We start from the raw sequence: 12,213 nt of genomic DNA, 5'->3' as shown, positions 1-12,213 counted from the left end.
CGGGCGGGCGCGGGCGGCGCCCGCCCGGCCGGGACGTGCGGGCTCCCGTTCTTCATCCCGATTCCACCCGTGATGCACCGGGCGGGCGGGGATTGTCAGTGCGACGTGCTCTCATGGAGGCATGATCGAAGACACGGAAACCATCGACGAGTTTCTCGCCCGCCACTCCGCCGACGTGGAGGAGGCGGTCCGCCAGGCCGCCGCAGCCGAGATCATGCCGCGCTTCCGGCAGCTCGCCGCGCACGAGGTCGACCAGAAGAACGGCCCCCATGACCTGGTGACGGACGCCGACCGCAACGCGGAGCTGTACCTCACCAAGGCCCTCGGCGCCCTCCTGCCGGGTTCCGTCGTCGTCGGCGAGGAGGCGGTGCACGCCGACCCGTCGACGTACGAGGCGATACAGGGCGGGACACCGGTCTGGATCGTCGACCCGGTCGACGGAACACGGCAGTTCGTGCACGGGGACGACGGCTTCTGCACCCTCGTCGCGCTCGTCCGTCACGGCGTCCTGCTCGCCTCCTGGACCTACGCTCCCGCCCGCGGCCAGCTGGCCACGGCCGTCCGCGGCGGCGGCGCCTTCCTCGACGGGGAGCGGCTGTTCGCCGGCCCGTCCGAGCCCGGCCGCGATCTCGCCGTCGCCACCTCGCACCCCGACTACACGACCGACGAACAGAAGCGCGCCCTGCTGGGGCTGTGGGCGGACGGCGTCGCGCCGCGCCCCTGCGGCTCGGCCGGCCTCGAGTACCTCGCCATCGCCCGGGGCGAGTTGGACGCCACGGCCTTCTCCTGGGAGGCGGCCTGGGACCACGCGGCCGGGCTGCTCCTGGTCGAGGAGGCGGGCGGCGCCCACCTCACCCTCACCGGCCGGCCGTTCAGCGTCAGGGGCGGCAACTCCCTGCCGTTCACGGCAGCCAGGGACGCGGCCACGGCCCGTCGCGTGGCGGCGCTGCTCGCGGGCGGCGAACCGCGCCACCTGTCCGGCGCGGAGCCGCACCGCCGCACCGCCTGAACCGGCCGGGCCCGGCCTCGGCCCGGTCCGTGACTCCGCCGGGCGTCCGGCGGCGCGCATCGCGCGAGGGCTGCGGGCGGTTCGGCCTCGGGTGTGTGAGTGCCGGGCGTGCGGGGGCGTGCGGTTCGTGCTTCGCGCGAGGGCTGCGGGTGGCCCGGTCTCGGGCGGTGGGTGAGGCCGCCGCGCATCCGGCGGCGTCCTGCCGTGCGTCCCGACCGGCCGCAGGGTGCGGCCACGGGCGGCCACCCCCGGTCAGCTGTCCCGGCGTGAGCCCGCGCGGTGCGAGCCGGCCGTTCGGGCCTGGGTATCAGGGCCTGGGTGTCTGGGCCTGAGCGTCCGGGTCCGGTGTTGTGGGCGTCGCTCGGTCGCCGTGCCGCTGCCCGCAGGGCGGCGGTCCGCGCGGGAGCGCCGCCCGGCCTGCGCCAACGCGGCCCGGCCGGTTTCGGGCCCCCGCGCCGCAGGTCTCGCGTCGCCCCCGGCATATCCTGATTGCGGGGGCCACCGATGTCGGAGGTCACCGGCTGACGAAGGGGTCGAAGTGCCGTCGATGCTCGATGCGGTCGTGGTGGGAGCGGGGCCCAACGGGCTGACCGCGGCGGTGGAGCTGGCCAGACGCGGCTTCTCCGTGGCGCTCTTCGAGGCGCGGGACACCGTGGGCGGAGGCGCCCGCACCGAGGAGCTCACCCTGCCGGGCTTCCGCCACGACCCGTGCTCCGCCGCCCACCCGCTCGGCATCAACTCGCCCGCCTTCCGCGCCCTGCCCCTCGAGCGCTACGGCCTGGAGTGGCTGCACCCCGAGCTGCCCATGGCCCACCCCTTCCTCGACGGCAGCGCCGCCGTGCTGTCCCGGTCGGTGGCGGAGACGGCCGCCTCCTTCGGAACACGCGACGCGGGCCCCTACCGCCGCCTGGTCGAGCCCTTCCTGCCCAAGTGGGACGCCTTGGTCCGCGACTTCATGTCGCTGCCGCTGACCGCCCTTCCGCGCGACCCGCTCACCCTGGCCCGTTTCGGCCTGGTCGGCCTGCCCCCGTCCAGCTGGCTCACCCGCCGCTTCCACGACGAGCGGGCCAAGACCCTCTTCGCCGGCCTCGTCGCCCATGTCATGGCCCCGCTCAGCGGATTCGCCACCGGCGCCGTCGGGCTGGTCTTCGCCCTCGCGGCGCACGCCCGTGGCTGGCCGGTGGTCCGCGGCGGCTCCCAGTCCCTCTCCGACGCCCTCGCCGCATACCTCGAGGATCTCGGCGGCAGCGTCCACACGGACTACGAGGTCAAGCGCCTCGACGACCTGCCGCCGGCCCGCGCGTACGTCTTCGACACCTCGCCCACCGCACTCGGCCGGATCGCCGGCTTCGGCGACTACTACGCGGGGTACAAGTACGGCCCCGGCGTCTTCAAGATCGACTACGCCCTCGACGGTCCCGTCCCCTGGACCGCGCAGGAGGCCCGGCGGGCCGGCACCGTGCAGATCGGCGCGGACAGCGCGGAGATCGGCGCCGCGCTGCGCGCGCCCGCCCGGGAGGGCCGCGCGCCCGACCGGCCCTTCCTGATCACCGTGCAGCCCGGCGTCGTCGACCCGACCCGCGCCCCGGAGGGCAAGCAGGTGTTCTGGGCGTACGGGCATGTGCCCAACGGCTGGACCGGCGACCTCACCGACGCCATGGAACGCCAACTGGAGCGCTTCGCCCCCGGGTTCCGCGACCGGGTGCTGGCCCGGGCCACCGCCGGCCCCGCCGAACTCGCCGCCCGCAACGCCAACTACGTCGGCGGAGACATCGCCGCCGGAGCCGTCTCCGGGCTGCAGATCCTGCTGCGCCCCAAGCTGACGGCGTTCCCGTACGCCACCCCGCACCCCGCCGTCTTCCTGTGCTCCTCGGCCACCCCGCCCGGCCCCGGCGTGCACGGCATGTCGGGCCACAACGCGGCGAAGGCCGTCTGGCGGAGGCTGCGGCAGAACAGGTGAGCGGGGGCCCCTGCGCGTTGGTATACACACCTGCATGACCACGATCACGCTCGTCCAGGGCGACATCACCCGGCAGTCCGTGGACGCCGTCGTCAACGCGGCCAACTCCTCGCTGCTCGGCGGGGGCGGCGTCGACGGCGCCGTCCACCGCCGGGGCGGCCCCGAGATCCTCGCCGACTGCCGTCGTCTGCGCGCCTCGCACTACGGAAAGGGCCTGCCCACCGGACAAGCGGTCGCCACCACCGCGGGCGACCTGGACGCGCGCTGGGTGATCCACACCGTGGGACCGCGTTTCACTCATGAGGAGGATCGATCAGAGTTGCTGGCTTCCTGCTATCGGGAGTCGCTGCGGGTCGCCGACGAGCTGGGCGCTCGCACGGTGGCGTTTCCGGCCGTCTCTGCCGGGATCTATGGGTGGCCGATGGAGGATGCCGCCCGGATCGCGGTGGAGACCGTACGGGCGGTCGAGACGGCGGTCGAGGAGGCTCGGTTCGTGCTCTTCGACGAGCGGGCGTACGAGGCGTTCGCCCGGCAGGTCGGCTGACTTTGATCGTGGCTCGTTTACCCGACTCGCCTGAGTCCCCTGTACGGCTGTGCGCAACGGTGCAGCCTGTTTCCGATGAGGCATCACACGGAGTGCGTCGCAATCCTTGAGCCTGCTGGGAAGGCGTGCTGACCTGCTGTTTCGCCGGCACGCGAGCGGCGCCGTCTCTGACGGGGCGTCAGGCATGGCTGCGCGGCGGCCCAGTTTGTCGGGCGGGATGGGCTGGATGCGCATGTGAATGCTTCTCCGTGTCATAGTCCGTCGGTGTACTGACCGTCGATCAGGGCGAAGGCGACGGCGGAGTCCCCTCCTTCTCGGACGGTGTTTTCCTGGCGGCTTCCCTGCGCTACTCGAACTCTTGGGAAACGGGTGCGGTTGCTGGCCGAGGACTTTCAGTGTTCGGCCTTTCTCGGCTTCATTTCCGGATGCTAGTTCGGCGTGCTCGACAACGACGGAACTGATGGTGAATCCGCCCGGGAAGGCGCCGGATTCCTGTTCAGTGCTCGTCAGGTGAACGGTTTTACGCTGGCCCGGCAATCAATCAGAACAGCGGATTTCGAAGGGTGTATGTCGATGACGACTACTCGCCGGGGGCTGTTGGCCGGATCCGCCGCGGTCGTAGTGGGTGCCGTCCAGGTCCGGCTGACCGGGTTCGCACCGGACGCCCCGACCTGGATGGGAACGCTCAACCTGGCCGCCCTCAACCTGGCCCACTGCCTCGGCGCGATCGGCGGCGCCGTCGCCCTCGACGCCGGCTGGGGGACGCTGTCCACCGTGTGGGCCGGCTTCGTCCTCACCACCGCCGGTCTGCTCCTGTACGTCACGACCATCGCCAGGGTGAGGCCGGCGCCCGTTCCGGTTCGCGCCTGAACAGCCCGAGTCGACCAGCACTCCGGCAAGAGACCCGTTGTGGCTCGGTGTGACGGAGGAACCATGTGAACGACGGTGCGGCAAAGCGCGGGCCGCTCCTCGACGACGAACAGTTCCGCCGACTCGCCGAGTACGGCGAAGCTGACCACGCCGAGCCCGGCCGGGACCTGTACACGACCGGCGACGACACCTACGACTTCTTCCTGCTCGTGTCGGCGACCGTGGACATCGTCCGGGACGTGACGGCGATCGAGCCGGAGCGTCTGAATCCACCGGGGCAGCCCCGGCGAGCGACCTGTACTCGGTCAAGGCCGGGTACGCCGGCATGAATGTGCAGATCGCCTGCTCGACGGGTGGCGATCTCGTCGCGGTCGGACCGGTGCCGATACCCGGGGCGCGCCTCGACGCGCACGACCTCGTGCCGTACAAGCGACTACCCGGCCGCGACCTGCCGGAGAACTGCAAGCGGGACAACGCCCTGCTCTCCAGCGTGCGCGCGGCCGTCGAACGCGCCGTCGCCCACGTGAGGTCCTGGCGGATCCAAAGCGAGGAAGGCGGACGCTACCGCACACCGATCGAGAAGTTCCCCGAAGTCCTCGTCGCCGTCACCGGACTCATCACCCTACGAAGGTTCATGAGAGTGGCTTATGAACGGGGCTCCGGGATTCTGGTCGAGATCGGCCAGGAACCTCTCGGCGCGGCGAGCGAAGAGGTGGGCCCCGCGTTCGCCGGATCGGGTGCGGGCTTCGTCGGCGGCGGCTCGCACGACATCGACGGGTTCGCCGCGGGCCTGAAACAGGCGCGCGCGCAGCAGCAGGAGAAGCCCTTCGGCGTAGCGTTGGCCGTGGGCTTTGACGGCCTGGTCGGCCCGGTCGAGGGCGGAAGCGGCCCGGTCGGGCAGCTCGGCTGCCAGCCACATCTCGGCGACCAGTCCGTACCAGTAGGCGAGGCCCCATCTCGGCGGGTCGGCCAGGGTCGTGGCCAGGAGCTGTTCGGCCTTGGCCGCGGCGCCGGCCGGGTCATCGCCGGTGAGGGCACGGGCCCAGTACCAGTCCAGCCGTATATAGGTTTCCTGGGCGACGCCGGGAAGGTCGGCGCTGGCCGCGACCCACCGTTCGGTCGCTTGCATCGCCCAGTCCGCGTCACCGGCCATCGAGGCGGCCATGGTCTGGTAGCGGGTCCAGCCCGACATCTCGAAGAGGTCACCCTCGGCCTGGTACACCGTGCCGAGCAGGGACCGCCCCGTCTCGACATCGCCATGCAGCGAGGTAATGACCCCCAAGTAGCCGATCCACTCATCGGGGATCCGCCAGCGTCCGCGGTCGTCACGGCGTCGAATCGGGACACCCCCGACCTGGTCGGCAAGGTGGTACAGACTTTCTTGAGCCGGTCCCGGGTGCGGGTCGGCCGAGTTCGCGAGCAGCGAGGCGACATCGTCCGCAGTGGTACGGCCCAGCCAGCTGAAACACTGATACGCCGCGCTGATGTCGCCGACATCCCAGTGGTACAGGCCCCAGGCCTGCCGGCCGTACGCCTGGATTTTCGGGTCCGGGGACGCCTGGCCTTGCTCATGCAGCCGGCGAGCCCACATCCCACGGTCTTTCTCGGTGGAGACGTAGGCCCCGGTCATCCGATAGAAGAGAAACTCAGCCTCGGCCGTCTCGCGGCCGAGTCTGCGGGCCAGATATGCGCCCCGTTCCAGCAGATCGTACGTCGAGCCGCCCATTCCCGGAGGCTCGACGGCGAGGAGGTTCAGCAGCGCCAGGACGGACAGTTCGATCTCCAGCAGCCCTGCTGTCCGGGCGATCTGGATGGCCGATTCCAGGTTCCGATAGGCGGCCGCGAACGCGAGCTTGGTCGCCGCGCGGCGACCGGCGCGTGCCAGTGCCTTCGCGGTGCGACCCGGGTCGGCCAGGGGGCCGGCGGCCCACAGGTGGTAGGCGAGGCGTTCGGCGACGGACTCGTCGTCGGCGTGGATGGGATCGAGGGCGTCGGCGACGCACAGATGCAGCTGGACGGCCTGCTGCCGCGCGGTGGTCTCGGTGATCGACTCGCGGATCAGGTCGTGCGCGAAGTGCCACGAGAACGGGTCCTTCGGCTTGGCCTCCAGGAGACCGAGTTCTTGCAGCGGTTCGAGGCGTTCGAGGCACTCCGCGATCTCGACGCCCATCGCGCGGGCGAGCAGGTCGAGGTCCACTTCGCGGCCGATGACCGCCGCGGTGCGCAGCAGACTGTGAGCGCTGTCGTCGAGGCCGGTCATCCGATCGCGGACGACGTCTCGCACGGTGGCCGGCACGCCGCCTGGTACGGATGCGCCGCCGTCGCCGAGCGAACCGTCCTCGCTGAGCAGCCGGGACAGCTCCTGGACGAAGAACGGATTGCCGGCGGTGCGAGCATGGATGCCGCGGGCGACTTCGGCGCCGGGCTCGCGGCCGGTTTCGCGGCGGATGAGCTCGGTCACGTCGGTCAGGCCGAGCGGGCCGAGCGGGATCCTGCGGTGGCCGGGCAGCCGGCTGGCCGTGGCCAGGACCCGCGACAGGCTGGAGCCGGGTGCGGGTGCGCGATCGCGTAGCGCTCCGACGATCACCGTGCCGGTGGGCGGCCGGGCCGCCAGGTGGCCGAACAGCTGGAGTGAGGCGGCGTCGGCCCACTGCAGGTCATCGACGATCAGCAGCATGGGCCGTTGCGCCGAGGCCTGCCCGACGACGGTGACGACCTGCTCGAACAGGCGGAACTGCGCACGGCTGTCGGGAATCGCCGACCCCGTGGCGTAGTCGTCTGGAGATTGGAGGAGTCCGCCGAGCTCACTGGCGAGCCACTTCTCCCGCAACGGCGCGGGGAGGCTGTCGAGAGTCGGGCGGAGTGTCTGTTCCCAGGGCCACATCGACGGTGTTCCGTCGCCTTCCAGGCACGAACCCCAGACGACCAGCGCGCCACGCCGACTCGCTTCTGCAGCGATCTCCTGCAGTAGCCGGGTCTTGCCCACGCCCGGCTCCCCTTGGACGATGCCGAGCGCCGCACTGCCGGTGAAAGCCTTCTCCACGGCTTGGCGCAGTACGGCGAGTTCCTCGACCCTGCCGACGAGGCCGGCTTCCCTCCGCGCCGAAGCGCCGGCCGTACTCGCCACGGGCGGCGAAGTCTGGGGCTGCGTCAGCACTTGCAGGTGTGCGGCCCGTATTTCCGGACCGGGATCGATGCCGAGTTCGTCGGCGAGGCAGGCGCGCACCCTGTGGTACGCCGACAGTGCCTCGGCCCGGCGTCCCGCGGCCCCCAGGGTGGTGATGAGACCGGCGTGGACGGGTTCGTGGAACGGCGAGTTCGATGCGGCGAGTTGCAGTGCCGACAGCACCGATGCCGGTCGGCGCAGCGACACGGCCAGCTTGGCCGCTTCGGTGCACGCGGCGTGGAACTCGTCGTCGAGACCGCTGAAGGTCGGCAGTGCGGTCGACCTGTGGGTGAACCCGTCGCCCGCCCGACCCCGCCAGAGACCGAGCGCTTCGACATAGCGGTCGAGCGCCGTTTCCTGGCATTGCTGTGCCATGGCCTCTTTGGCGGTCGCGACGAGTTCTCGGAAGGTGAGGAGATCCAGGGCGCCGGGGGCGGCGGAGAACAGATAGGCGTTGCCGCGGCGGTGCAGGTAGGAGCCGGATTCACGGGCGGGGATCGCGGGTTCGAGCAGTCGCCGCAACGCGCCGACGTATTTGTGGATGATGTTGAGCGCGCTGTTGGGGACGGCATCGCCCCAGATCAGGTCGATCAGCTCGCTCGTGCTGGTCGGCTGGCCGGCGCGGGCCAGCAGCAGCGCCAGGAGGTATGCCTGTTGTCGTGGCCCGGCATCCAGTTCGACACCGTCGCGCCAGATCCGTAGCGGGCCCAAGATCTGCAGATAAGGCGAAGATCGGCCGGCTGGCTGTTCCTCACCGCGAGAGGGGACTACGGGGACTGACACCGCGATACCTCTCGCATCCGAGACGGCCATCGCTGGAAGCTTATCGTTTCGCTCCCGTCCGCGAGTGACTTCCGAGGCGCAGACGGGAGCCGTTCCGGACACCGAGCCGACGCTGTATCAAGCCGTTCCGTCAGTGGGTTCCGACTGGGCGTCCGGCGTGTAGAGCTCTTCCTCGCTGACGACCGGTGCGGCGGCTTCTTCAGGACGTCCGACTCGCGTGGCCGAGCCGAACAGGTGGCCGCGCGCGGGCCGCACGGGGGCGAAGGAGGCGAAGCCTCGCCGGCTCGGGATGTCGTCATACACCGCCTCCATACCGCCGCGGATCAGGTACGTTTCGTGCCAGAAGCCGGTGCCGCCGCTGTCGCGCAGAAAATCTCGCCACCACCGCCGGTGCGGTTCGGACCGAGTCCATGACAAGAGCGAAGGCAGGTCGCGCCAGTACTGGCGGATGCCGACGTGCATGGGGAACAGCGACCACAGCAGCGACTCGTGCGACAGCAGGCCTTCCGGCTGGTCTTTCCCGGATTGGCCGATCTGTGGGCCGTAGCCGGCCAAGGTGCGCAGGCCGTAGAGCCGATTGACTCGCATACCGAGGTAGACGACCACGAGGTCGGGATACGCAGTGAGGTCGACTGTCTGCCGATTGACGCGCGTAGGCATCGCTGGTGCCTCCTTGGTTCGTTGGGTGACGAGCCAAAGCTAGTGACGGGCACGGAATGGACACTTGACGTCGACTGAATGCGCGGGCGGCGGCATTCGTGCGGTCGCACTCACCTGTGGAGTTCGGCGAGCAGGCCGCCGACGCCTGGGCACAGCAATCCTCTGCCCAGGCGGGGTTTACAAACGTTGGATCACGGTCCCCGGAGGGGGCCTCTACGGAGAGGGGTTCCCGGCGCCGGTGCAGATGACCGGGCTCCGCTTTGATGGCTCACGACGACCGCCAGCGCCAGGTGCCGTCACGGTCGTCGTGGATTCCAACGCCTGCAATGCAACGCTGGTGACTCACGAGGGGCAGGTAGCAACTGTCCCTCTCCCAACGGGGGTTCAGGCAGTAGTCCTGGCGGGATGAGGCTGGGTAAATCCTTCACACCGTGGGACCGGTCTACAGCGCCGCCGAGGACCGCTCGGACCTGCCGGCCTCCTGCTACCGGGAGTCGCTGCGCGTCGCGGACGAGCTGGGCGCCCGTACGGTGGCCTGCCCTGCGGTCTCCGCGGGCGTCTACGGCCGGCCGACGGACGACGCCGCCCGCATCGCCGTCGAGACGGTACGGGCGGCGCGCACGAAGGTGGCCGAGGTGCGGTTCGTGCTCTTCGACGAGCGGGCCTACGGCGCCTTCGCCGACCAGGTCGGCGTGGGCTGACGTCCCGCACACGCCGGCGAGCGGGACGCCCGGCCGACCGGACGTGCCGCGGGCGCACTTCGCGGGCCGGGCCCCCGGAGGGCGGCGGCCGACGCGGGATCCGGTCGGCCGCCACCGCCGCTCGAGCCGTCGTCCGTCGCCTGAGCCGTCGTCCGCCGCCCGTGCCGTCGCTCGGCCGCCGTCTCAGCCGTCGATGCGGTGCGTGGTCCAGAACGACGTCAGGTCCGTGGTCGTCGCGGCCTGGGCGGCCGCCTTGAACTCGGCCGTGGTCGAGACGCCGTACCAGTGCGAAGTGGCGTAGTCCTTCAGCAGCTTGGCCATCGCGGTGTCGCCGATCAGCCGCCGCAGGTCGTGCAGCGCGCACTTGCCGTAGCCGTAGACGACGGTGGAGTACCGCGAGGAGTGGGCGTCCCAGTAGGCCATCGAGTTGGTGATCTTCTCCGCCGAGGAGGCCCAGGACACGCTGCTCCAGCAGCCGCTGCCGGTCTTGCCCAGCGCCAGGTCGGTGGCGTAGTCGGTGAACGACTCGTCCAGCCACGGGCTGGTGTACTCGTCGTCGCCGACGATTCCGTACCACCACTGGTGGCCGATCTCATGGGTCAGCGCCGTGGTGCTGACCAGGTCGAGGACGAAGCCGGGGTACTCCATGCCGCCGAACCAGAAGCTGTTGTCGATGACGGCGTCCAACTCGCCGTAGGGGTAGGCGCCGAAGCGGGACGAGTGGGCGTCCACCGCGGTCTTCGCGGTGGCGAGCATCGACTGGGCGTTGGCCGAGCTGATGCCGGAGACCGAGTAGACGTTGATCGGGGTGCCGGCGGCCGAGGTGCCGGAGATCTTGCTGAACGGGCCGGCCGCCCAGGCGAAGTCCCGCACCTGGGAGGCGGTCGCCGTGGTGACGGTGCGGCCGCTGGAGCCGGCGGCGTCGACGGAGGCGCCGGTGGCCGGCACGAGCAGGGTGTTCGGGTGGTCGAGGGTCACCCGGAAGTCGGCGGCCAGGGAGTAGAAGGACTCGCCGTTGTTCGTGTACGGGTCCAGATGCCAGCCCGCGCCGTCCTTCACCGCCAGCACGGGCAGCGCGTTGCCGATGAAGCTGAACGCCCCGTCGTGGCCGAACCGGTCGGCGCCGCTGGGCACCGTGATGCCGAGGTCGAAGCCGATCGTGGCGCTCTGCCCCTGGGCCAGGGGCGCGGCGAGGGTGACCTGGAGGGCCGTGCAGCCGACCGACAGGGCGCCCGCGGCGCCGCCGGTGAGATTGCCGACCGTGATCGGCATCGCGGCGCAGGTGCCGTGGTAGTTGTCCCAGAGGCGCAGGTACACCTCGGTGAGCGCGGTCGCGGAGGCGTTGGTGAAGGTGGCGCTCTCGTGTCCGTTCCACACCGTGCCGGCGGCGTCGCTGGTCAGGCTGACGGTGTACGACGGGGCCGCCGGGGTGCGGACGGAGTCGGCGGGCGGTGCGGTGTCGCCGGAGGTGTCGAGCGCGACGTCGTCGAGGACGAAGTTCGTCTTGAGGCTGGAGTCCTCGACGCCGGTGAAGGCGAGGCTCACGGTCTGGCCCGCGAACGCGGACACGTCGAACGACTTGCGGACGTAGCCGGTGTTCATGTCGAGGTTGGAGTACGTGGCCAGGGTCGTCGTGCCGATCTTGGCGGTGAGCTTGTCGTACGCGGTGGACGACGTCGTCTCCGTCGTGTCGATGTGCAGCCAGAACGTGAGGGTGGCGGAGGCGCACCCGGAGGGGACGGCGACGCTCTGCGCGAGGGTGTCGGTGTGCGTGCTGCCGACCCCGCCCAGCCAGGCGAAGGCGGTGCCTCCGTGGGCGGTCTGCCCGGCACGGCTGGTGATCACGGTGGTCGAGGACTGGGTCCACGAGGACGCGCCGCTCTCGAAGCCGCCGTTGACGACGACCTGGGCGGGTGTGCAGGCGGCGGCCGCCGGGGCCGCGCCGCCGGACGCGGCGCCCACGGACGCGCCCGGCGCGGATGCGACGCCTCGCGACGCGGCGCCGGAGCCCGCGGGTGCGGCCCCGTCCGGCGCGGCGGCTGCCGGGGACGCGGCGGGGAGCGAGACGGCGGCCAGGGCGGTCAGGGCGAGCGCGCCTGCGGCGAGCGCCTTGCGGGGGGTGGGTCTCACGCGTTGCTCCTTTGCGGCGGCCGGGTTTCCGGCCTGCTCGGTGGCTGTCCCCCGACGGCGTGGGTGTGCCGCGGGGCGGTGCGCGACGGTTGCCGGAAGCGTGACAGATCTGACGCGGGCATGCCATCCGTGGCGGGCAAAGGGACGGTACCGGAAAGCGGACGCGGCGCCCCCGCTCATCGGCGGGGACCCCGGCCGCAGCCGGGCCCGTCGCCCGCCCGGCTCGGCCGTCCCGGCGCCCACCCGTCCGCTGTGCCGTCCACTTCTTCGTCCGCTTCGTCGTCCGCGTGCTCGGCCGTCCCGGCGCCCACCCGTCCGCTGTGCCGTCCACTTCTTCGTCCGCTTCGTCGTCCGCGTGAGATCGGAAGAGCGTCGGGTGGGGAATGAGTG

General features: G+C 71.3%; 8 protein-coding genes and 1 pseudogene. 6 read left to right on the top strand and 3 right to left on the bottom strand.

Annotated features, from left to right (window positions below):
* Window positions 1-121: 121 nt before the first annotated feature.
* The 5 genes from ABT300_RS35255 to ABT300_RS35235 all read left to right on the top strand — a co-directional run bounded on the left by ABT300_RS35255 (window position 122) and on the right by ABT300_RS35235 (window position 4,712).
* Entirely contained in the window at window positions 122-1,009 is an 888-nt protein-coding gene (locus tag ABT300_RS35255; RefSeq protein WP_351684686.1) for an inositol monophosphatase family protein, read from the top strand.
* 547 nt (window positions 1,010-1,556) lie between these two features.
* Complete coding sequence (locus tag ABT300_RS35250) at window positions 1,557-2,969, top strand: phytoene desaturase family protein (RefSeq protein WP_351684689.1); 1,413 nt, start codon at window positions 1,557-1,559, stop codon at window positions 2,967-2,969.
* 34 nt (window positions 2,970-3,003) lie between these two features.
* Window positions 3,004-3,513 (top strand): O-acetyl-ADP-ribose deacetylase, encoded by a 510-nt coding sequence (locus ABT300_RS35245; protein ID WP_351684683.1) that lies wholly within the window; start codon window positions 3,004-3,006, stop codon window positions 3,511-3,513.
* Between the two features lie 573 nt (window positions 3,514-4,086).
* Complete coding sequence (locus ABT300_RS35240; protein ID WP_351684680.1) at window positions 4,087-4,383, top strand: hypothetical protein; 297 nt, start codon at window positions 4,087-4,089, stop codon at window positions 4,381-4,383.
* 65 nt (window positions 4,384-4,448) lie between these two features.
* Window positions 4,449-4,712 carry a cyclic nucleotide-binding domain-containing protein gene (locus ABT300_RS35235; RefSeq protein WP_351684678.1) on the top strand — a complete coding sequence of 88 codons (264 nt, stop codon included), beginning with the start codon at window positions 4,449-4,451 and terminating at the stop codon, window positions 4,710-4,712.
* A 293-nt stretch (window positions 4,713-5,005) separates the two neighbouring features.
* Here ABT300_RS35235 and ABT300_RS35230 read toward each other — a convergent pair whose 3' ends face one another.
* The gene (locus tag ABT300_RS35230) at window positions 5,006-8,434 is read right to left on the bottom strand and encodes an ATP-binding protein (RefSeq protein WP_351684675.1); all 3,429 of its coding nucleotides are present in this window, start codon (window positions 8,432-8,434) and stop codon (window positions 5,006-5,008) included.
* A 15-nt stretch (window positions 8,435-8,449) separates the two neighbouring features.
* Complete coding sequence (locus tag ABT300_RS35225) at window positions 8,450-8,992, bottom strand: monooxygenase family protein (RefSeq protein ID WP_351684672.1); 543 nt, start codon at window positions 8,990-8,992, stop codon at window positions 8,450-8,452.
* 419 nt (window positions 8,993-9,411) lie between these two features.
* Between ABT300_RS35225 and ABT300_RS35220 the strand changes: the two are divergent.
* Window positions 9,412-9,693: pseudogene (locus ABT300_RS35220) on the top strand (macro domain-containing protein); the annotation flags it as partial.
* 183 nt (window positions 9,694-9,876) lie between these two features.
* Here ABT300_RS35220 and ABT300_RS35215 read toward each other — a convergent pair.
* Complete coding sequence (locus ABT300_RS35215) at window positions 9,877-11,823, bottom strand: M1 family aminopeptidase (RefSeq protein WP_351684669.1); 1,947 nt, start codon at window positions 11,821-11,823, stop codon at window positions 9,877-9,879.
* Window positions 11,824-12,213: the final 390 nt, after the last annotated feature.

This window comes from Streptomyces sp. NPDC001027 (assembly GCF_040299045.1).
GTDB lineage: Bacteria > Actinomycetota > Actinomycetes > Streptomycetales > Streptomycetaceae > Streptomyces.
This window is presented reverse-complemented; position numbering and strand designations above follow the sequence as displayed.

Coding starts and splice junctions, on each gene's coding strand:
- ABT300_RS35245 (WP_351684683.1), top strand. CDS start 3,004: ATGACCACGATCACGCTCGTCCAGGGCGACATCACCCGGCAGTCCGTG.
- ABT300_RS35225 (WP_351684672.1), bottom strand. CDS start 8,992: ATGCCTACGCGCGTCAATCGGCAGACAGTCGACCTCACTGCGTATCCC.
- ABT300_RS35255 (WP_351684686.1), top strand. CDS start 122: ATGATCGAAGACACGGAAACCATCGACGAGTTTCTCGCCCGCCACTCC.
- ABT300_RS35250 (WP_351684689.1), top strand. CDS start 1,557: ATGCTCGATGCGGTCGTGGTGGGAGCGGGGCCCAACGGGCTGACCGCG.
- ABT300_RS35240 (WP_351684680.1), top strand. CDS start 4,087: ATGACGACTACTCGCCGGGGGCTGTTGGCCGGATCCGCCGCGGTCGTA.